The sequence below is a fragment of the Pseudomonas sp. ML2-2023-6 genome (genome assembly GCF_037055265.1).
GTDB classification, from domain to species: Bacteria; Pseudomonadota; Gammaproteobacteria; order Pseudomonadales; family Pseudomonadaceae; genus Aquipseudomonas; species Aquipseudomonas kulmbachensis.
The window spans coordinates 651,252-677,888 of sequence record NZ_CP146347.1; the positions used below are offsets into that span (position 1 = coordinate 651,252).

At 55.4% G+C, this 26,637-nt stretch carries 25 protein-coding genes; 3 read left to right on the plus strand and 22 right to left on the minus strand.

The window, feature by feature from the left end; genetic code table 11:
- Positions 1-149 precede the first annotated feature (149 nt).
- From glmS to rpmH, 22 genes are all read right to left on the minus strand, one after another.
- The gene (gene glmS / locus V6L79_RS02895; RefSeq protein WP_261740319.1) at positions 150-1,985 is read right to left on the minus strand and encodes a glutamine--fructose-6-phosphate transaminase (isomerizing); all 1,836 of its coding nucleotides are present in this window, start codon (positions 1,983-1,985) and stop codon (positions 150-152) included.
- 9 nt (positions 1,986-1,994) lie between these two features.
- Positions 1,995-2,762: a DeoR/GlpR family DNA-binding transcription regulator gene (locus V6L79_RS02900; protein ID WP_261740320.1), complete on the minus strand. Its 768-nt coding sequence runs from the start codon at positions 2,760-2,762 to the stop codon at positions 1,995-1,997.
- Positions 2,763-3,032: 270 nt separating this feature from the next.
- On the minus strand, positions 3,033-4,400 hold the full coding sequence (glmU, locus tag V6L79_RS02905; protein WP_261740321.1) for a bifunctional UDP-N-acetylglucosamine diphosphorylase/glucosamine-1-phosphate N-acetyltransferase GlmU: 1,368 nt from the start codon (positions 4,398-4,400) through the stop codon (positions 3,033-3,035).
- Positions 4,401-4,512: 112 nt separating this feature from the next.
- Positions 4,513-4,932 (minus strand): F0F1 ATP synthase subunit epsilon, encoded by a 420-nt coding sequence (locus V6L79_RS02910; RefSeq protein ID WP_261742521.1) that lies wholly within the window; start codon positions 4,930-4,932, stop codon positions 4,513-4,515.
- 56 nt (positions 4,933-4,988) lie between these two features.
- Positions 4,989-6,368, minus strand: a complete 1,380-nt coding sequence (gene atpD, locus V6L79_RS02915; RefSeq protein WP_048362226.1) for a F0F1 ATP synthase subunit beta — start codon at positions 6,366-6,368, stop codon at positions 4,989-4,991.
- 27 nt (positions 6,369-6,395) lie between these two features.
- Positions 6,396-7,256, minus strand: coding sequence for a F0F1 ATP synthase subunit gamma (gene atpG, locus V6L79_RS02920; protein WP_019828666.1), 861 nt, complete (start codon positions 7,254-7,256; stop codon positions 6,396-6,398).
- Between the two features lie 50 nt (positions 7,257-7,306).
- Entirely contained in the window at positions 7,307-8,851 is a 1,545-nt protein-coding gene (atpA, locus tag V6L79_RS02925) for a F0F1 ATP synthase subunit alpha (RefSeq protein ID WP_048362224.1), read from the minus strand.
- A gap of 21 nt (positions 8,852-8,872) precedes the next feature.
- Positions 8,873-9,409, minus strand: coding sequence for a F0F1 ATP synthase subunit delta (locus V6L79_RS02930; protein ID WP_261740322.1), 537 nt, complete (start codon positions 9,407-9,409; stop codon positions 8,873-8,875).
- 12 nt (positions 9,410-9,421) lie between these two features.
- Positions 9,422-9,892, minus strand: a complete 471-nt coding sequence (locus V6L79_RS02935; protein WP_003437998.1) for a F0F1 ATP synthase subunit B — start codon at positions 9,890-9,892, stop codon at positions 9,422-9,424.
- 57 nt (positions 9,893-9,949) lie between these two features.
- Entirely contained in the window at positions 9,950-10,207 is a 258-nt protein-coding gene (gene atpE / locus V6L79_RS02940) for a F0F1 ATP synthase subunit C (protein ID WP_002555987.1), read from the minus strand.
- A gap of 122 nt (positions 10,208-10,329) precedes the next feature.
- Positions 10,330-11,199 carry a F0F1 ATP synthase subunit A gene (gene atpB, locus V6L79_RS02945; protein WP_095036260.1) on the minus strand — a complete coding sequence of 290 codons (870 nt, stop codon included), beginning with the start codon at positions 11,197-11,199 and terminating at the stop codon, positions 10,330-10,332.
- 16 nt (positions 11,200-11,215) lie between these two features.
- On the minus strand, positions 11,216-11,623 hold the full coding sequence (locus V6L79_RS02950) for a F0F1 ATP synthase subunit I (RefSeq protein ID WP_003437994.1): 408 nt from the start codon (positions 11,621-11,623) through the stop codon (positions 11,216-11,218).
- Positions 11,624-11,771: 148 nt separating this feature from the next.
- Positions 11,772-12,644: a ParB/RepB/Spo0J family partition protein gene (locus V6L79_RS02955; protein ID WP_261740325.1), complete on the minus strand. Its 873-nt coding sequence runs from the start codon at positions 12,642-12,644 to the stop codon at positions 11,772-11,774.
- 9 nt (positions 12,645-12,653) lie between these two features.
- On the minus strand, positions 12,654-13,445 hold the full coding sequence (locus V6L79_RS02960) for a ParA family protein (protein WP_016782871.1): 792 nt from the start codon (positions 13,443-13,445) through the stop codon (positions 12,654-12,656).
- Positions 13,446-13,463: 18 nt separating this feature from the next.
- Positions 13,464-14,108, minus strand: a complete 645-nt coding sequence (gene rsmG / locus V6L79_RS02965; RefSeq protein WP_261740326.1) for a 16S rRNA (guanine(527)-N(7))-methyltransferase RsmG — start codon at positions 14,106-14,108, stop codon at positions 13,464-13,466.
- Positions 14,105-15,997 (minus strand): tRNA uridine-5-carboxymethylaminomethyl(34) synthesis enzyme MnmG, encoded by a 1,893-nt coding sequence (mnmG, locus tag V6L79_RS02970; protein ID WP_261740327.1) that lies wholly within the window; start codon positions 15,995-15,997, stop codon positions 14,105-14,107. Before mnmG ends, rsmG begins: the two co-directional genes overlap by 4 nt.
- A 504-nt stretch (positions 15,998-16,501) precedes the next feature.
- The gene (locus V6L79_RS02975) at positions 16,502-18,118 is read right to left on the minus strand and encodes an ABC-F family ATP-binding cassette domain-containing protein (protein ID WP_338579790.1); all 1,617 of its coding nucleotides are present in this window, start codon (positions 18,116-18,118) and stop codon (positions 16,502-16,504) included.
- 256 nt (positions 18,119-18,374) lie between these two features.
- A complete protein-coding gene (mnmE, locus tag V6L79_RS02980) occupies positions 18,375-19,742 on the minus strand; it encodes a tRNA uridine-5-carboxymethylaminomethyl(34) synthesis GTPase MnmE (protein ID WP_338579791.1) in 1,368 nt (455 codons plus the stop codon).
- 79 nt (positions 19,743-19,821) lie between these two features.
- Positions 19,822-21,504, minus strand: a complete 1,683-nt coding sequence (gene yidC / locus V6L79_RS02985; RefSeq protein WP_261740330.1) for a membrane protein insertase YidC — start codon at positions 21,502-21,504, stop codon at positions 19,822-19,824.
- A 13-nt stretch (positions 21,505-21,517) separates the two neighbouring features.
- A complete protein-coding gene (gene yidD, locus V6L79_RS02990; protein ID WP_019828647.1) occupies positions 21,518-21,751 on the minus strand; it encodes a membrane protein insertion efficiency factor YidD in 234 nt (77 codons plus the stop codon).
- Entirely contained in the window at positions 21,744-22,145 is a 402-nt protein-coding gene (gene rnpA / locus V6L79_RS02995; RefSeq protein WP_261742522.1) for a ribonuclease P protein component, read from the minus strand. The genes yidD and rnpA overlap by 8 nt, the downstream gene beginning before the upstream one ends.
- 16 nt (positions 22,146-22,161) lie before the next feature.
- Positions 22,162-22,296, minus strand: coding sequence for a 50S ribosomal protein L34 (gene rpmH / locus V6L79_RS03000; RefSeq protein WP_003213577.1), 135 nt, complete (start codon positions 22,294-22,296; stop codon positions 22,162-22,164).
- A gap of 563 nt (positions 22,297-22,859) precedes the next feature.
- Here rpmH and dnaA point away from each other — a divergent pair.
- The 3 genes from dnaA to recF are packed head-to-tail and all read left to right on the plus strand — an operon-like array spanning position 22,860 to position 26,635.
- Positions 22,860-24,368, plus strand: coding sequence for a chromosomal replication initiator protein DnaA (dnaA, locus tag V6L79_RS03005; protein WP_261740331.1), 1,509 nt, complete (start codon positions 22,860-22,862; stop codon positions 24,366-24,368).
- 38 nt (positions 24,369-24,406) lie between these two features.
- The gene (gene dnaN, locus V6L79_RS03010; protein WP_048362216.1) at positions 24,407-25,510 is read left to right on the plus strand and encodes a DNA polymerase III subunit beta; all 1,104 of its coding nucleotides are present in this window, start codon (positions 24,407-24,409) and stop codon (positions 25,508-25,510) included.
- 21 nt (positions 25,511-25,531) lie between these two features.
- Entirely contained in the window at positions 25,532-26,635 is a 1,104-nt protein-coding gene (gene recF / locus V6L79_RS03015; protein WP_261740332.1) for a DNA replication/repair protein RecF, read from the plus strand.
- Positions 26,636-26,637: the final 2 nt, after the last annotated feature.

The following is a 26,637-nucleotide window of genomic DNA, read 5'->3' on the forward strand; positions in this document are numbered from 1 at the left end:
CGCTTTGCGTGCCTGAGCGGCCCGTTGGATGGATGGTAAAGGGTAGGAGCGGAACCAGTTGCGAAAAGCAGGAGGCGGTAGGACAGACCTAGCCGGCTCCTGCGACAGTTTTAATTGTCTAAAACCATTACTTATTGTCGCGGCAGAAATTATTCCACGGTGACAGATTTAGCCAGGTTACGCGGCTGGTCTACGTCGGTGCCTTTGAGCACGGCCACGTAGTACGACAGCAGTTGCAGCGGGATGGTGTAGAGGATCGGCGCCAGCACATCGTGGATGTGCGGCATGTTGATCACATGAGTGCCTTCGCCATTGGTCATGCCTGCTTGTTCATCGGCAAACACAATCAGTTCGCCACCACGGGCACGAACTTCTTGCAGGTTGGATTTGAGTTTCTCCAACAGCTCATTGTTCGGTGCAACGGTGACTACTGGCATGTCGTTATCCACAAGCGCCAGCGGGCCGTGCTTCAACTCGCCTGCCGGGTATGCCTCTGCGTGGATGTACGAGATTTCCTTAAGCTTGAGTGCGCCTTCCATTGCTACCGGGAACTGAGCGCCACGGCCCAGGAACAGGGTGTGGTGTTTGTCAGCAAACAATTCAGCAACTTTCTCGACAATCGAATCCATCGCCAGGGCTTCACCCAGACGTGCTGGCAAACGGCGCAGTTCTTCAACCAGTTGCGCTTCAACGCCCGCTTCCAGCGTGCCGCGAACCTGACCCAGGGACAGGGTCAGCAGCAGCAGACCTACCAGTTGGGTAGTGAATGCTTTGGTGGAGGCTACGCCAATTTCACGACCGGCTTGGGTTAGCAGTGTCAGGTCAGACTCACGTACCAGTGAGCTGATACCTACGTTGCAAATTGCCAGGCTGCCAAGGAAGCCCAGTTCTTTTGCATTACGCAGTGCCGCGAGGGTGTCAGCGGTTTCGCCCGATTGCGAGATCGAAACAAACAGGGTGTCAGGCTGCACCACGACTTTGCGGTAGCGGAACTCGCTCGCCACTTCGACCTGGCAAGGGATGCCAGCCAGGCTTTCAAGCCAGTAACGAGCGACCATCCCGGCGTGGTAGCTAGTACCACACGCGACGATCTGAACATTGCGTACTTTGGCGAACAATTCCTTGGCTTGTGGGCCGAAGGCTTGTACCAGAACATGGTCCTGGCCCAAACGATTTTCCAGGGTGCGCTGTACTACTGCTGGCTGCTCGTGGATTTCCTTGAGCATGTAGTGGCGATATTCGCCTTTGTCGGCAGCTTCGGCGCCATCGCTGTATTGCACCGCTTCACGCTGAACGCTTTGGCCATTCACATCCCAGATCTGCACGCTGTCACGATGGATTTCAGCGATATCGCCTTCTTCCAGGTACATGAAGCGGTCAGTTACCTGGCGCAATGCCAATTGGTCGGAGGCCAGGAAGTTCTCACCCAGACCCAGGCCAATCACCAACGGGCTGCCGCTACGGGCTGCAACCAAACGATCCGGCTGTTTGGCGCTGATCACGGCCAAACCATAAGCACCGTGCAACTCTTTAACAGTGGCTTTAAGGGCCGCGGTCAGATCGCTGTTGTCTTTGAGTTTGTGATTAAGCAGGTGAGCAATGACTTCGGTATCAGTGTCCGAGGTAAACACATAACCCAGACCTTTGAGTTGCTCACGCAGGGCTTCATGGTTTTCGATAATGCCGTTGTGCACCACAGCCAGATCGGAGCCCGAGAAGTGCGGGTGAGCATTACGCTCGCACGGTGCACCGTGAGTCGCCCAACGGGTATGAGCAATACCCAGGCGGCCTGCCAACGGTTCACCGGCCAGCGCTTGTTCCAGCTCGGCGACTTTGCCGTTGCGGCGCATGCGTTCCAGGGTGCCGTTGTTGGTGAAAACAGCCACGCCAGCGCTGTCGTAACCACGGTATTCAAGACGTTTCAGGCCTTCAAGCAGAATGGCCGTGATATTGCGTTCAGCGACTGCGCCAACGATCCCACACATAAAGTTCTCCTAGCTTAGGGCGGCGCATAACAGTGTTATGCCCCGGGCCTGAATCTGTTCGCGCGCCTCTTGCGGCAGGCGATCATCGGTAATAAGGGTATGGACGCTGCCCCAGGGCAGTTCCAGGTTGGGTATTTTGCGACCAATCTTGTCCGACTCGACCATTACGATCACTTCACGTGCGACGTCAGCCATGACCCGGCTCAGACCCAACAACTCGTTAAAAGTTGTCGTGCCACGCTGCAGGTCGATCCCGTCAGCACCGATAAACAGTTGATCGAAGTCGTAAGAGCGCAACACCTGTTCGGCAACCTGTCCCTGGAAGGACTCGGAGTGCGGATCCCAGGTGCCCCCGGTCATCAGCAACACAGGCTCGTGTTCAAGTTCACTGAGTGCGTTGGCGACGTGCAGGGAGTTGGTCATCACCACTAGACCGGGTTGCAGACCCAGTTGTGGAATCATCGAGGCGGTGGTGCTGCCGCTGTCGATAATAATGCGTGCATGCTCTTTAATCAGGCCAACCGCCGCACGGGCAATGGCTTGCTTATATAGAGAAACGGGCTGGGGTACATCACTGACCAGTTCTTGCGGCATGGTGATAGCACCGCCATAACGACGCAATAACAGACCGTTACTTTCGAGTGCAGCCAGATCCTTGCGAATCGTAACCTCGGAGGTTTCGAATCGCTTGGCCAGCTCATCCACACTGACTTCGCCCTGCTCTGCAAGCAAGGCCAGGATGTTGTGTCTGCGTTGTGGCGTGTTGCGTTTAGACATAACGACCTAAGTTTCGTTTCGAAAGATAACGAAAGCAATGAAACCTTATCTCGAAATAATCGTCAAGAAAATGTTGCTGGTTATTTTCTGTGAATAACTCAATTTAGCCCTGTGTTCATGGGCTAAACCCCTGATTTAGAGCCGCAAAAAATAAAGCCTTATCCACAGGGTGCGGATAAGGCTTTATGTAACTTATTGATTTAAAACAGTTATAGGATGACTTGTTAATAACCACATATCGCTATGTCTTGCGCTGTGGATAACTTCAAATCAAGGCTTTGGCTGTTTTACCGGACGTTTCCAGCCATCAATATTGCGCTGCCGTGCACGGCCAACGGCCAGTTGCTCGGGAGCTACATCCTGATTGATGGTTGAACCGGCCGCGGTGGTTGCACCGTTGGAGATATCCACAGGCGCTACCAGCGAGTTGTTCGAACCGATGAACACATCAGCTCCCAGCACGGTCTTCCACTTATTGGCGCCATCGTAGTTGCAGGTGATGGTACCTGCGCCAATGTTGGTACGAGGACCAACTTCAGCATCACCCAGGTAAGTCAGGTGACCACACTTGGCGTCTTCACCCAGATGGGCGTTTTTCAATTCGACAAAGTTACCCACATGGGCGCGGGCATCCAGCACGCTACCCGGGCGCAAACGAGCGAAAGGGCCAGCATCGCTGTTCTCACCCATCACGGCACCGTCGATATGGCTGTTGGCCTTGATCACCACGCCTTTGCGCAAAGTGCTGTCCTTGATCACACAGTTAGGGCCAATCACTACGTCATCTTCAATGATCACGCGGCCTTCAAGGATCACGTTGATATCGATCAGCACATCACGGCCTACCGTGACTTCGCCACGGACATCAAAACGGGCCGGGTCACGCAGGGTTACACCCAATGCCATCAGGCGGCGGCCTTCACGCAGTTGGTAATGACGCTCAAGCTCGCTGAGCTGCTTGCGGTCGTTGGCGCCCTGCACTTCCATCGGGTCGAGGGCATGTTCGGTGGCCACCACCAAACCATCGTTTACCGCCATCGCGATCACGTCGGTCAGGTAATACTCGCCCTGAGCGTTGTTGTTCGACAGCCGGCTCATCCAGTCCGCCAGACGCTGGGTGGGCAACGCCAAAATCCCGGTATTGCCTTCAGTTATGGCACGTTCGGCTTCGGTTGCGTCCTTGTGCTCGACGATGGCGCAAACCTTGCCAGCCGCGTCACGCACAATCCGGCCATAACCGGTAGGGTCAGCCAGGTTGACGGTCAGCAAGCCCAATTGCTCGGGGCCCACTTGTTTGAGCAAACGCTGCAAAGTCTCGACTTCGATCAACGGTACATCGCCGTACAGGATCAACACGTTTTGTGCCGTCAAAAATGGCAGCGCCTGGGCCACGGCATGGCCTGTACCCAGTTGCTTGTCTTGCAGCACAAAATTCAAATCATCAGCTGCCAAACGTTCACGGACCAGTTCGGCACCGTGGCCGATAACCACGTGAATACCGGTCGGTTTGAGCTGGCGAGCGCTGTGGATAACATGGCCCAGCATGGAGTTGCCTGCCACAGGATGGAGAACCTTGGGCAAGGCTGAACGCATGCGGGTGCCCTGACCTGCTGCGAGAATAACGATATCGAGAGACATGACTGGCTACCAATCCTGGGTGGTCAGCGGTTGCGACCAAAAAGTATGCGGAAAAAGAAAAAGGGTAGCCGAGGCTACCCTTTTTAATCAATCACACAATGAAGCAGGAGGCTTAACCGCCAAACTTCTTGCGGATTTGCTGGACGGTGCGCAGCTGAGCTGCGGCCTCGGCCAGACGTGCAGCAGCAGATCCATAATCGAATTCTGCGCCTCTTTCGTTCAGGGCCTTCTCGGCTGCCTTAACGGCGGCTTGAGCGGAGGCTTCATCCAGGTCGGCAGCACGTTGCACGGTGTCGGCAAGAACCTTGACCATGTTCGGCTGAACCTCGAGGTAACCACCGGAGATGTAAAACACCTCGGCTTCCCCGCCCAGCTTGATCAGGCGGATCGGGCCCGGCTTGAGTTCAGTGATCAGCGGAGCGTGACCCAGAGCGATACCAAGATCACCCAGGCTGCCGTGCGCAATCACCATCTCGACCTGACCGGAAAAGATTTCTCCTTCCGCACTGACGATATCGCAATGGACTGTCATCATATTAGCCATCTGATTGCCTCAACCTGATTAGCGCCCGTTGCCGGGCGCCGGAATTACAGTTTCTTGGCTTTCTCGATCGCTTCTTCGATGCCGCCGACCATGTAGAACGCTTGTTCTGGCAGGTGGTCGTAGTCACCGTTGAGGATGCCTTTGAAGCCAGCAATGGTGTCTTTCAGGGAAACGTATTTACCCGAAGCGCCAGTGAAGACTTCAGCCACGAAGAACGGCTGAGACAAGAAACGCTGGATCTTACGAGCGCGGGATACCAACTGCTTGTCGACTTCCGACAGCTCGTCCATACCCAGGATCGCAATGATATCCTTCAGTTCTTTGTAACGCTGCAACACGTACTGAACGCCGCGAGCGGTGTCGTAGTGTTCCTGGCCGATTACCATCGGGTCCAGCTGGCGCGAAGTCGAGTCCAGTGGATCAACCGCTGGGTAGATACCCAGGGAGGCGATGTCACGGGACAGTACAACGGTAGCGTCCAAGTGGGCGAAGGTGGTCGCAGGCGACGGGTCAGTCAAGTCATCCGCAGGTACGTATACCGCTTGGATCGAAGTGATCGAACCGTTCTTGGTCGAAGTGATGCGCTCTTGCAGAGTACCCATCTCTTCAGCCAGAGTCGGCTGGTAACCTACTGCCGAAGGCATACGGCCCAGCAGTGCGGATACTTCAGTACCGGCCAAGGTGTAACGGTAGATGTTGTCAACGAACAACAGTACGTCGTTACCTTCGTCACGGAACTTCTCGGCCATGGTCAGGCCAGTCAGTGCTACGCGCAGACGGTTACCCGGCGGCTCGTTCATCTGACCGTAAACCAGTGCCACTTTGTCCAGTACGCTCGAATCCTTCATCTCGTGGTAGAAGTCGTTACCCTCACGGGTACGCTCGCCCACACCAGCAAACACAGAGTAACCGCTGTGTTCCATGGCGATGTTACGGATCAGTTCCATCATGTTTACGGTTTTGCCTACACCGGCACCACCGAACAGACCAACCTTACCGCCTTTTGCAAACGGGCAGATCAGGTCGATAACCTTGATGCCAGTTTCCAGAAGGTCGTTGCCGCCCGCTTGTTCAGCGAAGGTCGGTGCAGGACGGTGAATGCCCCAGCGCTCTTCGGTTTCAATCGGACCAGCTTCGTCGATCGGGTTGCCCAGAACGTCCATGATCCGGCCCAGAGTCGCTTTACCGACTGGAACGGAGATGGCTGCGCCAGTGTCGGTGACTTCCAGACCGCGCTTCAAGCCCTCGGTGGAACCCATCGCAATGGTACGAACCACGCCGTCGCCCAGCTGCTGCTGAACTTCCAGAGTGGTCCCGGCCGCGCTTTGTACTTTCAGCGCGTTGTAGATGCTCGGTACGTTTTCGCGTGGAAATTCCACGTCGATCACGGCGCCGATGATTTGAACGATACGTCCGCTACTCATAGCTGGATCCTCTGAATATTTGAACCGTTAAACCGCGGCAGCGCCGCCGACGATTTCCGAGATCTCTTGGGTGATCGCAGCCTGACGCGCCTTGTTGTAGATCAGCTGCAAATCGCTGATCAAATCACCGGCGTTATCAGTGGCGTTCTTCATTGCGATCATCCGCGCAGCTTGTTCAGCTGCACTGTTCTCGACCACCGCCTGGTACACCTGCGACTCCACGTAGCGCACCATCAAGCCGTCTAGCAGCTCTTTGGCATCCGGTTCGTAGAGATAGTCCCAGTGGTGCTTGAGTTTTTGATCCGGGGTCGCCACCAGTGGAATCAACTGTTCCACAGTAGGCTGTTGCGTCATGGTGTTGATGAACTTGTTGGATACCACGGACAGGCGGTCAATACGGCCTTCCAGGTAAGCATCCAGCATCACCTTAACGCTGCCGATCAAATCATTGATCGACGGTTCTTCACCCAGATGGCTGATAGCTGCGACGACGTTACCGCCGAAGTTGCGGAAAAATGCCGCACCTTTGCTGCCGACCACGCACAGATCAATCTCGACGCCGTTTTCACGGTTTACCGCCATGTCCTTGACCAAAGCCTTGAACAGGTTGGTATTCAAACCACCGCACAAACCACGGTCACTGCTCACAACCACATAACCCACACGCTTAACTTCGCGGTCGATCATGAACGGGTGGCGGTATTCCGGGTTGGCGTTAGCCAAATGCCCAATAACCTGGCGGATACGCTCCGCATAAGGACGGCTAGCAGCCATGCGCATTTGTGCCTTGCGCATTTTGCTGACCGCCACTTTTTCCATGGCGCTGGTAATCTTTTGCGTGCTTTTGATGCTCGCAATCTTACTGCGAATCTCTTTTGCGCCTGCCATGTAACACCTATCAGGTTAGCAAGCGGGAGCCTTGCGACTCCCGCTGCGGCTTACCAGGTTTGGGTGGCCTTGAACTTCTCGATACCGGCTTTGATGCCAGCGTCGATTTCGTCATTGAAGTCACCTTTAACGTTGATCTTCGCCATAAGTTCGGCGTGATCGCGGTTGAAGTAAGCAATCAGCGCTTGTTCAAAGCTACCGACCTTGGTGATTTCGACGTCAGTCAGGAACCCACGCTCAGCGGCATACAGCGACAGCGCCATGTCAGCGATCGACATTGGTGCGTATTGCTTCTGCTTCATCAGCTCGGTAACGCGCTGACCATGCTCAAGTTGCTTACGGGTCGCTTCGTCCAGGTCAGAGGCGAACTGGGCAAATGCTGCCAGTTCACGGTACTGAGCCAGAGCGGTACGGATACCACCGGACAGCTTCTTGATGATCTTGGTCTGAGCGGCACCACCCACACGGGATACCGAAACACCGGCGTTCACTGCAGGACGGATCCCGGAGTTGAACATGGCCGATTCCAGGAAGATCTGACCGTCAGTGATGGAAATCACGTTGGTCGGAACGAACGCGGAAACGTCGCCAGCTTGAGTTTCGATGATCGGCAGTGCGGTCAGGGAACCGGTTTTGCCGGTCACTGCGCCGTTGGTGAACTTCTCTACGTACTCTTCGGAAACGCGGGATGCGCGCTCCAGCAGACGGGAGTGGAGATAGAACACGTCGCCTGGGTAAGCTTCACGGCCTGGTGGACGGCGCAGCAGCAGGGAAATCTGGCGGTAAGCCACTGCTTGCTTGGACAGATCGTCATAAACGATCAGCGCGTCTTCACCGCGGTCGCGGAAGTATTCGCCCATGGTGCAACCGGAGTACGGTGCCAGGAACTGCAGCGCTGCGGATTCGGAAGCACTGGCAGCAACGACGATGGTGTTAGCCAACGCGCCGTTTTCTTCCAGCTTGCGAACCACGTTGGCGATAGTCGATTGCTTCTGACCGATCGCTACGTATACACAGAAAATGCCGCTGTTCTTCTGGTTGATGATCGCGTCGATCGCCAGAGCGGTTTTACCGATCTGACGGTCACCGATGATCAGCTCACGCTGGCCACGGCCGACAGGAATCATGGCATCGACAGCCTTGTAGCCAGTCTGTACAGGCTGGTCTACCGACTTACGCCAGATCACGCCTGGAGCAACTTTCTCGACTGCATCAGTCTCGGTGTTGTTCAGCGGACCTTTGCCGTCAACTGGGTTACCCAGTGCGTCGACAACGCGACCCAGCAGTTCCTTACCAACCGGAACTTCCAGGATGCGGCCAGTGCACTTGGCGCTCATGCCTTCAGCCAGAGTCGTGTACGAGCCCAGTACTACGGCACCTACAGAGTCTTGCTCAAGGTTGAGAGCCATACCGAAGACGCTGCCCGGAAACTCGATCATCTCGCCGTACATTACGTCGGCCAGACCGTGAATCCGCACAATACCGTCAGATACGCTGACGATGGTGCCTTCGTTACGGGCTTGGGAGGTCACATCGAGTTTTTCGATGCGGCCCTTGATAATTTCACTTATTTCGGAAGGATTGAGTTGCTGCATTGCTCTGCTGCCCCTTCAAACTCAAGATTTCAATGCTTCGGCAAGGCTTGCGAGTTTTCCGCGAACCGAGCCATCGATAACCAGGTCGCCGGCGCGGATGATGACACCACCTATAAGGCTGGCATCCTCCGCAACTTGCAGGCGCACTTCCCGGTTGAGTCGTGCACTGAGAACCTTGGCGAGTTTGTCTTGCTGTTCTTGGTTCAATGCAAAAGCACTGGTCACTTCTACGTCTACCGACTTCTCTTGTTCGGCCTTGTACAGGTCAAACAGAGCGGCAATCTCCGGCAAAAGCGGGAGACGGTCGTTTTCGGCAACGACGTGGATGAAGTTCTGTACTTTTACATCGAACTTGTCGCCGCACACGTCAATAAACGTGGCGGCCTTTTCTGCGCTCGTCAGTCGCGGGGCCTTGAGCACGCGCTGCATAGTGTCGTCTTGCGACACTGCTGCAGCCAGGCCGAGCATGGCTGACCAAGAGGCCAGTTGCTGGTGGGCCTGGGCGTGCTCGAAGGCTGCCTTAGCGTAAGGTCGGGCCAACGTGGTCAATTCTGCCATGATCGCCCTCGCTTAAATTTCAGCAGCCAGTTTGTTAACCAGCTCCGCGTGCGCGTTTTGATCGATTGTGGCGCCCAGGATTTTTTCAGCGCCTTCAACGGCCAAGCTACCCAATTGGGTGCGCAGCGCGTCTTTAACACTGTTGATTTCCTGTTCGATCTCGGCCTGAGCCTGAGCCTTCACACGGTCAGCTTCAACGCGAGCCTGTTCACGGGCTTCGTCTACGATCTGAGTACCGCGCTTCTTGGCTTGCTCAATGATTTCAGCTGCTTGAGCCTTAGCTTCGCGCAGTTGTTGACCCGCTTTATCTTGGGCCAACTCCAGGTCGCGAGCTGCTCGGTTAGCAGCGTCCAATCCAGCCGCAATCTTCTTCTGACGTTCTTGCAATGCCGCGATGACCGGAGGCCACACGAACTTCATGCAAAACAGTACAAAAATGAAGAACGCAACGGACTGGCCAATCAGGGTTGCATTAATGTTCACGCCAACACCTCGCTCGTTCGTTGTCCATCACTCTAATCAACTCGAAAATTCGAGTGATTAGCCAGCGAGTTGACCAACGAAGGGGTTCGCGAAGGTGAAGAACAGTGCGATACCAACACCGATCATGGTTACGGCGTCGAGCAGACCGGCAACGATGAACATTTTAACTTGCAGCATTGGGACCATTTCTGGTTGACGCGCTGCGCCTTCCAGGAACTTGCCACCCAACAGGCCGAAACCAATTGCGGTACCCAGTGCGCCCAGGCCGATCAACAGTGCAACAGCGATAGCGGTTAGACCAACTACAGTTTCCATCTTTCCTCCCGACTTTTACGTCGTATGGTTTAGGTTTTTAGATTAAAGCGGTAAAACAAAATCATTTTGCGACGCCCTCTCACCCGAAGGCGAGAGGAGCACAAGACTCGCCGAAGCGGATCTTAGTGGTTATCTTCGTGTGCCATCGACAGGTAGACGATGGTCAACATCATGAAGATGAACGCTTGCAAGGTGATGATCAGGATGTGGAATACAGCCCACGCCCATTGCAGCACCACGCCCAGACCGCTAAGCCAAAGCAGGCCGCTGCCGAACATTACGGCGATCAGGATAAACACCAGTTCGCCAGCGTACATGTTGCCGAACAGACGCAGAGCCAACGAAATAGGCTTGGCAATCAACGTCACGAATTCGAGCAGGAAGTTCACCGGAATCAGCAGCGCCTGAACAAAAATGTTCTTGCTGCCGAACGGGTGCAGGGTCAGTTCGCCGATAAAGCCGCCGATGCCCTTGATTTTGATGCTGTAGAAGATGATCAACGCGAATACCGACAGGGCCATGCCCATGGTCGCGTTTGGATCAGTCGTCGGTACGGCACGGAATGGGAAGTGCTCATCGCCAGTGATCAGGATCGCCAACTGAGGAATCCAGTCAACCGGAACCAGGTCGATGGCGTTCATCAGGAACACCCAGACGAAAATGGTCAGCGCCAGCGGTGCAATAACTGCACTGCGACCGTGGAAACTGTCTTTTACGCTGCCATCAACGAATTCCACCAGTACTTCTACGAAGTTCTGCAGTGCGCCTGGTTGCCCGGAAGTTGCCTTCTTGGCCGCCATGCGGAATACGAGGATGAAGATCAGACCAACAAAAAGCGACCAGCCGAGGGTATCGACGTGGAATGCCCAAAAACCCATTGCTTTAGCTTCTGCAACGGTGTGAGCAAAGCCCCAGCCGCCATCAGGTAGCTGCCCAAAGGTCAGGTTCTGTAAGTGGTGCTGGATATAGCCCGAAGCGGTTGTTTCTGCCATGGTTGCCTCAAACGCCCTAAGGTCTCGAAAGTGTTGTTCTCATTAGCAGGGGAGCGAACCAGCTGACCAGTTGGGTCAACACGAAGACGCCGAATACTGCTAACGGCGCCAATGGCTTCACACCTGCAAACGTCAGCGCGAACAGCACTGCCGTCAAAATTAACTTGCCCGCCTCACCGGCGTAAAACGACCGGACGATGGCTTGCGCTGCTCGGGCGCCGGAAAACCGAAAAGCCCTGTGAGCAAAATACACATTGGGTAGCAAAGCTATCAGGCCTCCGCAGAGTCCTGAATATCCGGCGACGACTCCATGCCATTGCCAGAGCCCCAAAGCAGCCAGCAATAAAACGACAAATTGAGCCAGTAAAACCGGAAAAACCGCCAAGCGATGGAACGGCAAGCGGTTTGGCGTGCGGGTTTCCATCACAACTGCTCCTCAAAGGTCGGCTACCAAAAACTGAAAACTTGGCATAATTTGTGCCGACAAAATGCGCGCAGAGTATAGGGGCGCTTAAGCCCCTATTCAACTGTCAGGTAGTGATTTCCGACTGCGCGCTACATGGGGAATTGTTTCAGCGGATGTGAGCAAGCACTCCCTGAAGCTCATCCAGAGAATTGTAACCAATCACTAACTGGCCTTTTCCCTTCTTTCCGTGGCGGATCTGCACCGCAGAGCCTAGGCGCTCAGCCAGGCGCTGTTCGAGCCGGGTAATGTCCGGATCGGGTTTAACCGGTTCAGCAGGCTCTTGTTTGCCGCTCAGCCACTGGCGAACCAGGGCTTCGGTCTGACGCACTGTCAGACCGCGTGCGACAACGTGTCGCGCCCCTTCAACCTGTTGATTTTCAGGCAAACCGAGCAATGCCCGCGCATGACCCATTTCCAGGTCCCCGTGGGACAGCATGGTCTTGATCACTTCCGGCAATGCAATCAATCGCAACAAGTTAGCCACAGACACTCGGGACTTACCCACAGCGTCGGCGACCTGTTGCTGAGTCAGCTGGAACTCTTGCTGCAAGCGCTGCAAGGCGACGGCTTCTTCAATCGGGTTGAGGTCTTCGCGCTGGATGTTCTCGATCAGCGCCATCGCGATGGCGGTTTCATCCGGTACGTCTTTGACCATCGCCGGGATGGTGTCCTTGCCTGCCTGTTGGCTGGCGCGCCAGCGGCGCTCACCGGCAATGATCTCAAAGCGGTTGCCTTCAATCGGGCGAACCACGATCGGTTGCATCACGCCTTGAGACCTGATCGAGCTTGCCAGCTCTTCAAGCGCCTGCGGATCCATATCGCGACGAGGCTGATACTTGCCGCGCTGGATCAAGTCCAGAGGCAAGTGTTGCAGTTCGCTTTGATCAACCTTGACCGCTTGCTCTTCCAGCGAGCTGACTGTTGGACCACTCAGGAGTGCATCCAGTCCGCGTCCGAGACCTCGTTTCTTGACGGCCATGGGATTTCCTTAAGTTGGCTGAGGCGTGCGGGTAGAACGACGTTGACGACGAACCAGCTCGCCCGCCAGGGCAAGGTAAGCAATCGCGCCACGGGAATTCTTGTCATAGGCCAATGCAGGCATGCCGTAGCTTGGAGCCTCGGCCAGACGAATGTTGCGCGGAATAACCGTGTCGTAGAGCTGCTCGCCGAAGTGTTCCTTGAGCTGCGCCGAGACATCGTTCATCAGGCTCAGGCGCGGGTCATACATGGTCCGCAGCAGGCCTTCGATCTTCAGGTTCGGATTCAGCAGCTCAGCGATACGCTTGATGTTATCCACAAGGTCGCTCAAACCTTCGAGCGCGAAGTACTCGCACTGCATGGGGATAATCACCCCATCGGCAGCAACCAGAGCGTTCAGGGTCAGCATCGACAGAGACGGCGGGCAATCGATCAAAATGTAATCGTAGCTCTCGCGAACCGGCGCCAGAGCTGTGCGCAGACGGCTTTCTTTCATCTGCATTTCGAGCAGCACCACTTCGGCTGCCGTCAGGTCGCGGTTAGCGGGCAGAAGCTGGTAACCACCGTGTTCGGAGACGTGCATGGCCTGAGCCAGGTCGCATTCGCCGATCAACAGGTCGTAGACCGAATTCTCGAGACCGTGTTTATCCACACCGCTACCCATGGTGGCGTTGCCTTGTGGATCAAGGTCGATCAGCAGCACGCGGCGCTTGGTCGCGACCAGCGATGCTGCGAGGTTGATACAGGTGGTGGTTTTACCCACACCACCCTTTTGGTTCGCTATTGCGAATACCTTAGCCATTCTTGCTTGCGTTCCCAATCATGCCGTGCGGCGCAGTATCAGCAGATGGCGTTGGCCTTGGCAACCTGGAACGGTCAAGGCGTGTTCGCTATCTAGACGAAAATCAGACGGCAATGCTACCAGCTCATCAGCCGGATGAACGCCCTTCATTGCCAGCCAGCGTGTTTCGCTGTTGCCAAGGTGACGTGTCCAGTTGCTGAAGTTCTCCATGCTGCTGAAAGCCCTGGAAACAATTCCATTGAATGGCAGCTCAGGCTGAAACTCTTCAACGCGGCTGTGGATAACTTGCAAGTTATCCAGCTTGAGTTCGAGTTTCACCTGGGTCAGAAAACGGGTTTTCTTGCCGTTGCTGTCCAGACAGGTCACTTGCGACTCGGGAAACAGGATCGCCAGAGGGATGCCTGGCATCCCGCCACCGCTACCCACATCCAGCCAACGGCCGTTTTCGATGAAGGGCATTACGCTCAGACTGTCGAGCAAATGGCGCGACACCATTTCGTCCGGGTTACGCACAGCCGTGAGGTTGTAGGCCTTGTTCCATTTGATCAACAGGGCCAGATAACCCAGCAATAGCTGATGCTGGTTTTCGGTCAGTGCAACACCCAGTTGGCGTGCACCTGTGGATAACTCTTCGGCGTGTTGTGCGGTAACCAGCGAACTCAAGCGTTTTGCTCCAACGTGCGGCCAGCGCCGCGCTTTTTCAGGTGAATCATCAACAGGGAAATCGCCGCCGGAGTCACGCCGGGAATGCGCGAAGCCTGGCCCAGGGTCTCGGGACGGGTGGCGCCCAGCTTGCTCTGGATCTCTTTCGACAGACCGGAGATGGTCGTGTAATCGATATCCACAGGTAGTTTGGTGTTTTCACTGGCGCGCAAACGGGCAATTTCGTCTTGCTGACGATCGATATAACCGGCGTACTTGGTTTTGATCTCAACCTGTTCGGCGACCAACGGATCTTCGGCGCCCTGCCCGGTCACTTCAATCAGACCGACGTAGTCGATTTCTGGACGGGTCAGCAGATTCAGCAAATTGTATTCATGGGTCAGAGGCGTGCCGAACTTGGCAGCAATCGCATCGCCTTGCTCAGTCCCCGGGCGAACCCAGGTACTTTTGAGTCGTTGTTCTTCCTGCGCAATGCTTTCGCGCTTGGTGCAGAACGCCGCCCAACGGGCGTCGTCGACCAGGCCCAATTCGCGGCCTTTTTCGGTCAAACGCATGTCAGCGTTGTCTTCGCGCAGGATCAAGCGGTATTCGGCGCGGGAGGTGAACATCCGGTACGGTTCTTGAGTACCCAAGGTAATCAGGTCATCGACCAATACCCCGATGTACGCCTCATCGCGACGCGGGCACCAGCTTTCCTTGCCCTGTGCGAGCAATGCAGCGTTGGCGCCAGCCAGCAAACCCTGGGCGCCGGCTTCTTCGTAACCGGTAGTGCCGTTAATTTGCCCTGCAAAGAACAAACCGCCGATAACTTTGGTTTCGAGGCTGTATTTCAAGTCACGCGGATCGAAGTAGTCGTACTCGATGGCATAGCCAGGACGCACGATATGGGCGTTTTCCATACCGCGAATCGATTGCACGATCTGGATCTGTACATCGAACGGCAAGGAGGTGGAAATCCCGTTCGGGTACAACTCATGGGTCGTCAAACCTTCCGGTTCGATAAAGACCTGGTGGCTTTCCTTGTCGGCAAAGCGATGGATCTTGTCTTCGATCGACGGGCAGTAACGTGGGCCAATACCTTCGATCACACCCGAATACATCGGTGAACGATCAAGGTTGGACGCAATGATTTCGTGGGTGCGGGCGTTGGTATGGGTAATCCAGCAACTGACCTGGGCCGGGTGCTGTTCTTTGTTGCCCATGAACGACATCACTGGAATCGGGGTATCGCCTGGTTGCTCGGTCATCACCGAGAAATCTACAGAGCGGCCATCGATACGCGGTGGTGTACCGGTTTTCAGGCGACCAACTCGCAGAGGCAGTTCACGCAGGCGATGTGCCAGGGCAATCGAAGGTGGATCACCGGCTCGGCCGCCCGAGTAGTTCTGCATTCCGATGTGGATAAGTCCGCCGAGGAAGGTGCCAGTGGTCAAAACTACTGCATCAGCCATGAAGCGCAGGCCCATTTGGGTCACTACGCCGCGGACTTGGTCCTGTTCAACGATCAGGTCATCAGCAGCCTGTTGAAATATCCACAGGTTGGGCTGGTTTTCCAGAATTTCGCGTATCGCCGCCTTGTACAGGATGCGGTCGGCCTGTGCGCGGGTTGCGCGCACTGCCGGGCCTTTGCGGCCGTTGAGTACACGGAACTGGATACCGCCTTTATCGGTAGCCATCGCCATCGCGCCGCCAAGGGCGTCGATTTCTTTAACCAGATGGCTTTTACCAATCCCGCCAATCGCAGGATTGCAGCTCATTTGCCCGAGGGTTTCCACGTTGTGGGTCAACAGCAGGGTTTTTACGCCCATGCGTGCTGAAGCAAGTGCAGCCTCGGTTCCGGCGTGACCGCCGCCGATGACGATCACTGCAAAACGGGAAGGGAAATTCACCACGCACCTCGTGCCTGTTACTAGGGGTTTTTTGGATAGACCGCGAAGTATAGGGACTTCGCCCTTCTTAAAGAACCCTTTGCACAAAATTTAACCAGCTGTGGATAAGGGCAAGATAGATAAATAAATAGAGAAGAAATTTATAAAGCTTTGTTTTTATGTTTATTTCTACTGAGGCACCTTTCTGTGGATAGATTGCTAAAGGCTATATTCTACGTACTGTACAGAGATTCAAAAGTCTGTGTTCATGTGCCAATAAGAGGCTTGGATAAGTGCTTTAAGCCTGTGGGTAAAACAGGTGCTTATCCACAGGGGTGGTTATCTTCAGTTTTCAGGCCTACTTACCCACTGACCTGAAGGCCAGTTATGCACAGGGCTTATTCTGCTGTTTACGCGGTTTTTAGCCAATAAACAGGCAGCCGAAAACCGCATGAAGGGTCAATTCTTCACGCGGTCGGACGATCGGTCAGTGATAAAAGTGATAAACGGCACGCGCCAGTACCCTTAGAGGGGGGTATACAGCCAGCCTGTGGGTGATGCCTGGAGCCTGTGGGTAATTCCAACAGCGGCCAAAAACACCTCGTCGTGTGAGGTAACAACCAAAGTACCGGGGTACTGTTTGAGCATGCTTTCCAGCGCCTGAACTGAAGGCAGATCCAGGTGATTGGCTGGTTCATCGAGTAATAACAACTGTGGAGGGGACGCGGCATAGAACACGCAAGCCATGGCGGCTTTCAGGCGTTCACCCCCACTGAGTCGGTTGCATGGCTGATTGGCTTGTTCTGCATTCAGGCCCAATTGCGCCAGCCGGGTGCGCAATTCACCTTCATTGAGCTGTCGATTGAGGGACTGCAATTGCTCAAGAACGGATTGCTCAGGCTTTAACACTCCCAGGTGCTGGTCGAGATAAGCGGCAGTTACGAAGGTCCGGGCCTGACCTGAAACAACCGATAGTTGCCCAGCCAGTACCTTGAGCAAGGTTGACTTGCCGCAGCCGTTTGGTCCCACCAAGGCAATACGCTGGCCACGCGTTAGCGTGAGATTGATGGAGCGCAACTGCTCAGTCCCGAGTGGCAGACGGGCATCAATTAATTCAGCGATTTGCACCGGCGCGCTTTGGCAAGCTTGAGGCGGATAAACAAAGATGGCCTGCTGCTCTTCTACCTGACTCGCTGCCTGGCGGACTTGAGCAGACAATTGTTCGCGTGCTGCATCCTGTTGTACCCGCAATTTGCCACTGCTGGCCTGGCTACGTTCCTTTTGTCGGCCCAGTAAAATTTTGGCCTGATTGGCATCACTGGCCTGTTTGCGGCCACGGGATTGGCTGCGCTCAAGACGCTCTTTTTGCTCACGCAGGGCCTGTTCCTGACGCTTTCGCTCCAGCCTGACCGATGCCAGTTGTTGTTGCGCCGCTTGTTGTTGCTCGGCTTTGGCCTGTGTATAAAACGAAAAACCACCGCCATAACGGGTGAGCCCCAGGGATGACAACTCAACGATGCGCTCCATGTGCTCCAACAAGTCGCGATCATGGCTGATTACAAGCAAGCCGTTGGGCCACTGCTGCAACTGCTCATGGAGGGCAAGACGGTGCTGGTTATCCAGATGATTGGTGGGTTCATCCAGTATCAACAGGTCGGCTTGAGACAAGAAGGCACCCATCAGGGCCACACGCATGGCTTCGCCGCCGCTGAGGACTGAAGTGGGGGTCGAGGGCGTCAGGTGGGTGAGGTTGTTCTGGCTCAACTGGTCGAACAATTGCTGACGAATACCCCAGCGTTCGCCGACGCAATCAAAGTCTGCTTGCTCAGTGCTGCCCTGCTCTATTCGCTCAAGAGCGCTAATGATGGACTGCACACCGGCTAGGTGTGCCACGGTATGTGCGGGATCGGGGCTGATTTGCTGGGCCAGGTAATACACAGAGCCATTGCGCGTGCAGCGGCCTGTGGAGGGAAAGATATCCCCAGCGATCAGACGTGCCAATACACTTTTGCCCACACCATTACGCCCTACCAGGCCGGTACGGCGATGGTCGAGATGCAGATCAAGGTCTGAAAACAGGAAACTGCCATCGGGCAGATGATAAGAAACGCCTTCCAGCGTTACATAGGTAACGTGAGTCATACGCACTCCAGAGATGCACAGATCTACCCCCTGTTGCAGGGGAATCGAGAACTGGCCGCAAGCATCGCGGCGGCATCAATTGCGCATTGGACTAATACCTCGTTGGGAATGTGGATAACTGTAGCAGCTGACGAAGGAACGAGGCTGCGTTCGGCGGCGAAGCCGTCGCAAAATCAGACACTGCGGTGTGCCAGTTAAAACTGGCACTCAGGATTTACGACGACTACGTCGCCGAACGCAGCCAGCTGCTACGAGTTTACTTACCGATACAGAAGCTCGAGAAAATCCGCCCCAGCAAATCATCAGAGCTGAATGCCCCGGTAATCTCACCCAGTGAATGCTGCGCTTGGCGCAGATCCTCAGCCAGCAACTCGCCTGCGCCCGCCAGGGTCAGTTGCGCCCTGCCGTGCTCAAGTGCTTTGCTTGCTTGCTGCAACGCCTCCAGATGGCGACGGCGCGCGCTGAAGCTGCTTTCAGAGGTCTGCTCATAGCCCATGCAGGCCTTGAGGTGTTCACGCAGCAAGTCCAGGCCATCCGTTGATTTGGCGCTCAGGCTGATCGTGACATGGCCATCTTCGCTGACCTCCAGGGCAATGTTCTCGCCGCTGAGGTCTGCCTTGTTGCGGATCAGGGTCACTTTCGCCGGATCAGGGCGCTGTTCAAGAAACTCCGGCCACAGGGCAAACGGGTCATCCGCTTCCGGTGCAGTGGCATCAACTACCAACAACACCCGATCGGCTTCGCCAATGGCCTTGAGTGCCCGCTGCACGCCAATTTTTTCCACATGATCGTCGGTATCGCGCAACCCTGCTGTGTCGACCACATGCAACGGCATGCCATCGATGTGGATATGTTCACGCAATACGTCACGGGTAGTACCGGCAATCTCGGTCACGATGGCCGCTTCACGTCCGGCCAGGGCATTGAGCAAGCTCGATTTGCCAGCATTGGGTCGACCGGCAATGACCACGTTCATGCCATCACGCAGCAAGGCACCTTGCCCGGCTTCGCGCTGAACGGTGGATAACTCTTCGCGAACCTTGTCCAGCATGCCAAGCACATGGCCATCGGCCAAAAAGTCGATTTCTTCTTCCGGGAAATCAATCGCCGCTTCGACATAGATGCGCAAACCGATCAATTGCTCGGTCAAGTTATGCACACGTTGTGAGAAAGCTCCCTGCAAGGAACGCAATGCGTTACGCGCAGCCTGTGCAGAACTTGCCTCGATCAGGTCGGCAATCGCCTCGGCCTGGGCCAGGTCGAGCTTGTCATTTAAAAATGCGCGCTCGCTGAATTCGCCCGGACGAGCCAGACGGCAACCCAGTTGGATGCAGCGCTGCAGCAGCATATCCAGAACGATCGGACCGCCGTGGCCTTGCAGTTCCAGTACGTCTTCGCCGGTAAAGGAGTTGGGGCCGGGGAAATACAGCGCGATGCCTTCATCCAGCATTTCACGGTTTTCACCGTAAAAAGGGCCGTAATGGGCATAACGCGGTTTCAGCTCGCGTTCGCTGAATGCTTGCGCCGCAACACTGGCGAGCGGGCCGGAAATACGTACGATCCCCACACCACCTCGGCCCTGGGCGGTCGCTACTGCGGCAATGGTCTCAGCCGGAACACTCATAAACAGGCCTCAAAACAAAAGTGACGGATAGCAAAACGCCCCACTAGGGGGCGTTTTGAGTGGTGCTCACCAGAGTAGGTTACTCGGCTGCTTTTTTGGTAGCAGCTTCAACTTTACGGGTGATGTACCACTGTTGAGCGATGGACAGGCAGTTGTTCACAACCCAGTACAGCACCAGACCAGCTGGGAACCACAGGAAGAAGAAGGTGAAGATGATAGGCATCAGCTTCATCACCTTGGCCTGCATCGGATCCGGCGGAGTCGGGTTCAGACGCTGCTGGATGAACATGGTTGCGCCCATGATGATCGGCAGAATGAAGAACGGGTCTTTGATCGACAGGTCGGTAATCCAGAGCATGAACGGCGCCTGGCGCATTTCAACACTTTCTAGAAGTACCCAGTACAAGGACAGGAAGACCGGCATCTGCACCAGGATTGGCAAGCAGCCACCCAGTGGATTGATCTTCTCTTTCTTGTACAGCTCCATCATTGCTTGCGACATTTTCTGGCGGTCATCACCGAACTGCTCTTTCAGAGCAGCCAGTTTTGGTGCCACGGCGCGCATGCGAGCCATCGACTTGTAGCTGGCGGCCGACAGAGGGAAGAAGATCCCTTTGATCAGCATGGTCAGGAAAATAATCGACCAACCCCAGTTACCTACCAGGCTGTGGATATGTTGCAGCAACCAGAAAATAGGCTGAGCGATAAACCACAGAATGCCGTAGTCGACGGTCAGTTCCAGGCCTGGGGATAACTCTTTGAGTACACCCTGGCTCTTCGGACCTGCGTACAACGTAGCGCTGGTTTCAGCAGTTTTGCCCGGCTCAACGGTCAACGTTGGGCCAGTGAAACCGATGATGTAGTTGCCTTGGCTGTCTTTGCGGGTCTGAACGACGTTGCTATCGCCTTTCTGAGGGATCCACGCGGTCACAAAGTAGTGCTGCAACCAGGCAACCCAGCCGCCTTGTACGGTTTCTTTCAGCTGAGCCTTGTCGATATCTTTCATCGACACTTTTTTGTACGGCTCTGAACTTGTCCACAGGGCAGCGCCCAGGTAAGTCGCAGTGCCGGTGGCAGTGCTGGAAGAAGGATCGGAGCTGGCGTCACGCTTCAATTGCGCGAACAGGTTGCCGTTCCACGGCTTGCTGCTCTCGTTATCAATCAAATAGCTGACTTGTACATCGTACAAACCACGCTTGAGCGTGAAACGCTTGATGTAATTGATGCCGTTTTCGCTGAATTTCAGATCAACAACCAACTGATCCTGGCCTGGGGCCAGTTCATAGGTCTTCTTTTCAGTGTTGAAAACAGGGCGACCTGACGCACGAGCGTCCGGACCGTCAACGCCTGTCAGGCCACTTTGTGCCAGATAGGTACGTTCGTTGCCGTTATCGAACAACTGGAAAGGAACGTCCGGGTGATCCTGGCGACGTGGATAAAGCGGCAGACGCAGCTGGGCAATATCACCACCTTGTGGATCAATCGCGATGTCCAGAACATCCGTTTTTACGTGGATGAGGTCTTTGCTAGCAGCCACCGGAGTTTCAGTCGGTTTGCTGGTATCGGTATTGGCGCTGGGTACATCGGCACTGTTCGAAGCGTTGTTACCTGAAACCGTATCGGGCAAAGCCGGCGCGGTGGTGCTGGCGGCAACATTCTGAGTCGGCAGGGCAGCTTGGCCATAGTCCTGGTTCCATTTCAGAACCATAACGTAGGACACGACTGCTAGAGCGACGATCAGGATCGTGCGTTTAATATCCATGATTACTCGGCCATCAAGAAGAACGGGAGGTAGGGATAGGCGGAACCGGGTCGTAACCACCGGGATTCCACGGGTGACAGCGACCTAAACGACGAAAGGTCAGCCAGCCGCCGCGCAGAAGGCCATGATTTTCGATGGCTTCCAACGCGTAGCAGGAACAACTGGGGTAGAAACGGCAGTGGCTGGCCATCAAAGGACTAATGGCATAGCGATAAAACTGGATCGGAACGAGCGCCAGTTTACGCATCAGGACTGCCTACCCCTACAGTTTCGGTTTTAACCACTGGAACTGGCGTGTTACGGGCCAGACGCTTCCAGAGTTTGCCGAAATGCTGAATCAATTCGGGGTTCTCTACGTCACCCAAACCTTTGCGCGCGACGATAACGATATCCCAACCAACCAGTAAATCCTGGTGGAGACGAAACGATTCACGCATCAAACGCTTAAGGCGATTGCGCTGAACGGAGAGCTTTACGCTCTTTTTCCCGATTACTAACCCCAAGCGGGGGTGATCAAGATCGTTGCTGCGCGCAAGGAGCAGGAGATTTTTCCCCGGAACCTTGCCGGTGGGGGAGTCAAAGACTGCCTTGAAGTGTCGGGGAGTGAGTAACCGCTTTTCCCGACTGAAGTCCTGACTCACCACCATTGTCTGATTATCAAACTGCCAGACGTGCACGGCCTTTGGCGCGGCGACGCGACAGGACTGCACGGCCGTTTTTGGTTGCCATGCGAGCACGGAAACCGTGAGTGCGGGCGCGTTTGATAGTGCTTGGTTGGAAAGTACGTTTCATGTCGTGCTACCTGGTTCGTCCACAACGGGCCGGAATGGCCCCCGTTTTAAGAGACCGGCGATTCTAGAGAATGCAAGCCAATAGGTCAATTTCCAACCAGCGTTTACCGGTAAATAGATGTTTGTCGTTTTGCACAAGCCTTTCGCCTGCCAACTATAGAAATAAAAAAACGAAGTATTTAAAGCTCTTTTAAAGATGTAACTACTCTTAGAGGAGCCACTATCTGTGGATAACTTGCTACAGCCCATATGGTTAAAGGCTATCAGCGATCCGAAAGGTTGTCCAAAAACCGTGCTCTGCCTGTGCTGCACCCGCGGATAAGCTGTGCATGAAAGGGGCTTTTATCCACAGGCGACTTATGCACAGAGTTTCGACCCCACTTGTGCAACGAGCTTAGGCCCGCTTATCCACAGACCTTATGCACATACCATTTGTCGCTTTGTTCACAGCAAAAAGCCTGTTGTCTCCTTATATGCAGGTCACCTACATGTGGATAAGTGGGCCCGCGGCCGCTACAATGGCGCCTGTTTTTGCCTCACCGGCTTTCAACTTAGGGGATATCCGTGTCAGTGGAACTTTGGCAGCAGTGCGTAGAGCTTTTGCGCGAAGAGCTGCCTGCCCAGCAATTCAACACCTGGATCCGTCCACTACAGGTCGAAGCCGAAGGCGACGAGTTGCGCGTGTATGCACCCAACCGCTTTGTTCTCGACTGGGTTAACGAAAAGTATCTGAGCCGTTTGCTTGAACTGTTGAACGAGCACAGCAATGGCATGGCGCCAGCGTTGTCCTTGTTAATAGGCAGCAAACGCAGCTCGGCGCCTCGTGCTGCCCCCAATGCGCCTCTGGCCGCAGCGGCTTCTCAACAAGCCCCGGCACCAGCGAGTTCATCGACCAGCCAAGCCTCTGCTCCCGCCCCGGCCCCTAAACAGGCGGCTCAGGCGAGCGAAGAGCCTTCGCGTGCCAGCTTCGATCCAATGGCTGGCGCCAGCTCGCAACAAGCTCCCGTGCGCGCCGAACAGCGCACCGTTCAGGTTGAAGGTGCGCTCAAGCACACCAGCTACCTGAACCGCACCTTTACCTTTGAAAACTTCGTTGAGGGTAAATCCAACCAACTGGCTCGCGCTGCGGCGTGGCAGGTGGCGGATAACCCCAAGCACGGTTACAACCCGCTCTTCCTTTATGGCGGCGTTGGTTTGGGTAAGACTCACTTGATGCATGCGGTGGGTAACCACCTGCTGAAGAAGAACCCGAATGCCAAGGTCGTGTACCTGCATTCCGAGCGTTTTGTAGCTGACATGGTTAAAGCCTTGCAGCTCAACGCCATCAACGAGTTCAAGCGCTTCTACCGTTCGGTAGACGCCTTGCTCATCGATGACATTCAATTCTTTGCGCGCAAGGAGCGGTCCCAGGAAGAGTTCTTCCACACCTTCAACGCCCTGCTTGAAGGCGGTCAGCAAGTGATTCTGACCAGCGACCGTTACCCGAAAGAAATCGAAGGGCTCGAAGAGCGTCTTAAATCGCGCTTCGGCTGGGGTTTGACGGTTGCCGTCGAGCCGCCTGAGCTTGAAACCCGTGTGGCGATCCTGATGAAGAAGGCCGATCAGGCTAAAGTCGATCTGCCCCACGATGCAGCGTTCTTTATTGCCCAGCGCATTCGCTCCAACGTGCGTGAGCTAGAAGGCGCGCTCAAGCGCGTGATCGCTCACTCGCACTTCATGGGGCGCGACATCACCATTGAACTGATCCGCGAGTCCCTCAAGGACTTGCTGGCGCTGCAAGATAAACTCGTCTCTGTGGATAACATTCAGCGCACAGTGGCCGAGTACTACAAAATCAAGATTTCGGACCTGCTGTCCAAGCGTCGCTCGCGCTCGGTTGCGCGACCACGTCAGGTTGCGATGGCTCTGTCCAAAGAACTGACCAACCACAGCTTGCCGGAAATCGGCGATGTGTTTGGCGGTCGTGACCACACTACGGTCTTGCACGCATGCCGCAAGATCAACGAACTCAAGGAATCCGACGCGGACATCCGCGAGGACTACAAGAACCTGCTGCGAACACTGACAACCTGATGACACCAGCGCAGCTTATTAAGGCAAGGGACTAGACCATGCATTTCACCATTCAACGCGAAGCCCTGTTGAAACCCCTGCAACTGGTCGCAGGCGTCGTTGAACGCCGCCAGACCTTGCCGGTATTGTCCAACGTGCTGTTGGTTGTCGAAGGCCAGCAACTGTCGCTGACCGGTACCGACCTTGAAGTCGAGCTGGTTGGTCGCGTTCAACTTGAAGAACCAGCCGAGCCAGGCGAAATCACCGTACCTGCGCGTAAGCTGATGGATATCTGCAAAAGCTTGCCTAACGATGCTTTGATCGACATCAAGCTCGATGACAACAAGCTGGTGGTCAAGGCTGGCCGTAGCCGCTTTACCCTGTCGACCTTGCCGGCCAACGATTTCCCGACTGTTGAAGAAGGCCCAGGTTCGCTGACCTGCAACTTGCAGCAAAGCAAACTGCGCCGCCTGATTGAGCGCACCAGCTTTGCCATGGCGCAGCAGGACGTTCGTTACTACCTCAACGGCATGCTGCTGGAAGTGTCCGCCGGTATCATCCGTGCAGTGGCCACCGACGGTCACCGTCTGGCCATGTGCTCGATGAAAGCCGATATCGGCCAGCCAGACCGTCACCAAGTGATCGTGCCGCGTAAAGGTATCCTCGAGCTGGCACGCTTGCTGACCGAGCCGGACGGCGAAGTGAGCATCGTTCTGGGCGCACACCACATCCGTGCCACCACCGGCGAGTTCACCTTCACCTCTAAACTGGTTGACGGCAAATTCCCGGACTACGAGCGTGTGCTGCCTAAAGGCGGTGACAAAATCGTAATCGGTGACCGTCAGGCACTGCGTGAAGCGTTCAGCCGTACCGCGATTCTGTCCAACGAGAAGTACCGTGGTATCCGTCTGCAATTGGCCAATGGCCAGCTGAAAATCCAGGCCAACAACCCGGAGCAGGAAGAAGCGGAAGAAGAAGTGGGCGTTGACTACAACGGCGGCTCGCTGGAAATCGGCTTCAACGTGAGCTACCTGCTGGACGTGCTGGGCGTGATGACCACTGAACAAGTGCGTCTGATCCTGTCGGACTCCAACAGCAGCGCCCTGGTGCAAGAGTCGGACAATGATGACTCGGCCTACGTTGTTATGCCGATGCGCCTGTAACTTATGCACAGCCAAAGCTAGATGTCCCTTAGTCGTGTCACAGTCACCGCGGTGCGTAACCTGCACCCGGTGACCTTCTCCCCTTCCCCCCGCATTAATATCCTGTACGGCGCCAACGGCAGCGGAAAAACCAGCGTGCTGGAAGCCATCCACTTGCTGGGGCTGGCGCGTTCGTTTCGAAGTGTGCGGCTTAACCCCGTGATTCAGCACGAGCAGCAGAGCTGTACGGTTTTTGGTCAGGTCGAACTGGCTGAAGGCGGGCACAGTGCGCTGGGTATCTCGCGGGACCGCCAGGGGGAGTTTCAGATTCGTATCGACGGTCAGAATGCGCGCAGTGCTGCGCAGCTGGCCGAGATACTGCCGCTGCAATTGATTAACCCGGACAGCTTCCGACTGCTGGAAGGCGCTCCAAAGATCCGTAGGCAGTTTCTCGACTGGGGCGTGTTCCATGTCGAGCCACGCTTCATGTCTACCTGGCAGCGGCTACAGAAGGCCCTGCGGCAGCGGAACTCATGGCTGCGGCATGGTACACTCGACGCCGTTTCACAAGCGGCCTGGGACCGGGAACTGTGCCTGGCCAGTGCTGAAATTGATGAATACCGCCGCGCCTACATCAAAGCCTTGAAACCAGTCTTTGAGCAGACCTTGAGTGAGTTACTTGAGCTCGAAGGGTTAACGCTGAGCTATTACCGTGGTTGGGACAAAGACCGTGAGCTGAGTGCTGTACTCGCCGCGTCTGTCCACCGGGACCAGCAAATGGGGCACACCCAGGCCGGGCCACAACGTGCTGATTTGCGCCTTAAGTTGGGTGCAAACAACGCCGCAGACATCTTGTCGCGGGGGCAGCAGAAGTTGGTGGTTTGCGCGCTGCGCATTGCTCAAGGGCACTTGGTCAGCCAAGCCCGGCGTGGCCAATGTATTTATCTGGTGGATGACTTGCCGTCTGAATTGGACGAGCAGCATCGCAACGCATTGTGTCGCTTGTTGGAAGACTTACGCTGCCAGGTATTTATTACCTGTGTAGATCACGAATTATTGAGGGAAGGCTGGCAGACGGAAACGCCAGTTGCCCTGTTCCACGTGGAACAGGGCTGTATCACCCAGACCCACGACCATCGGGAGTGAAG

Bases quoted from the DNA above. Each gene is read 5' to 3' on its own strand.
- atpD (WP_048362226.1), bottom strand. From the start codon at position 6,368: ATGAGTAGCGGACGTATCGTTCAAATCATCGGCGCCGTGATCGACGTG.
- V6L79_RS02900 (WP_261740320.1), bottom strand. From the start codon at position 2,762: ATGTCTAAACGCAACACGCCACAACGCAGACACAACATCCTGGCCTTG.
- mnmE (WP_338579791.1), bottom strand. From the start codon at position 19,742: ATGAGTGTTCCGGCTGAGACCATTGCCGCAGTAGCGACCGCCCAGGGC.
- V6L79_RS02975 (WP_338579790.1), bottom strand. From the start codon at position 18,118: ATGACTCACGTTACCTATGTAACGCTGGAAGGCGTTTCTTATCATCTG.
- yidD (WP_019828647.1), bottom strand. From the start codon at position 21,751: ATGCGTAAACTGGCGCTCGTTCCGATCCAGTTTTATCGCTATGCCATT.
- V6L79_RS02950 (WP_003437994.1), bottom strand. From the start codon at position 11,623: ATGGAAACCCGCACGCCAAACCGCTTGCCGTTCCATCGCTTGGCGGTT.
- V6L79_RS02955 (WP_261740325.1), bottom strand. From the start codon at position 12,644: ATGGCCGTCAAGAAACGAGGTCTCGGACGCGGACTGGATGCACTCCTG.
- V6L79_RS02960 (WP_016782871.1), bottom strand. From the start codon at position 13,445: ATGGCTAAGGTATTCGCAATAGCGAACCAAAAGGGTGGTGTGGGTAAA.
- recF (WP_261740332.1), top strand. From the start codon at position 25,532: ATGTCCCTTAGTCGTGTCACAGTCACCGCGGTGCGTAACCTGCACCCG.
- atpE (WP_002555987.1), bottom strand. From the start codon at position 10,207: ATGGAAACTGTAGTTGGTCTAACCGCTATCGCTGTTGCACTGTTGATC.
- dnaN (WP_048362216.1), top strand. From the start codon at position 24,407: ATGCATTTCACCATTCAACGCGAAGCCCTGTTGAAACCCCTGCAACTG.
- V6L79_RS02930 (WP_261740322.1), bottom strand. From the start codon at position 9,409: ATGGCAGAATTGACCACGTTGGCCCGACCTTACGCTAAGGCAGCCTTC.
- atpB (WP_095036260.1), bottom strand. From the start codon at position 11,199: ATGGCAGAAACAACCGCTTCGGGCTATATCCAGCACCACTTACAGAAC.
- atpA (WP_048362224.1), bottom strand. From the start codon at position 8,851: ATGCAGCAACTCAATCCTTCCGAAATAAGTGAAATTATCAAGGGCCGC.
- glmU (WP_261740321.1), bottom strand. From the start codon at position 4,400: ATGTCTCTCGATATCGTTATTCTCGCAGCAGGTCAGGGCACCCGCATG.
- yidC (WP_261740330.1), bottom strand. From the start codon at position 21,504: ATGGATATTAAACGCACGATCCTGATCGTCGCTCTAGCAGTCGTGTCC.
- rpmH (WP_003213577.1), bottom strand. From the start codon at position 22,296: ATGAAACGTACTTTCCAACCAAGCACTATCAAACGCGCCCGCACTCAC.
- V6L79_RS02910 (WP_261742521.1), bottom strand. From the start codon at position 4,932: ATGACAGTCCATTGCGATATCGTCAGTGCGGAAGGAGAAATCTTTTCC.
- glmS (WP_261740319.1), bottom strand. From the start codon at position 1,985: ATGTGTGGGATCGTTGGCGCAGTCGCTGAACGCAATATCACGGCCATT.
- atpG (WP_019828666.1), bottom strand. From the start codon at position 7,256: ATGGCAGGCGCAAAAGAGATTCGCAGTAAGATTGCGAGCATCAAAAGC.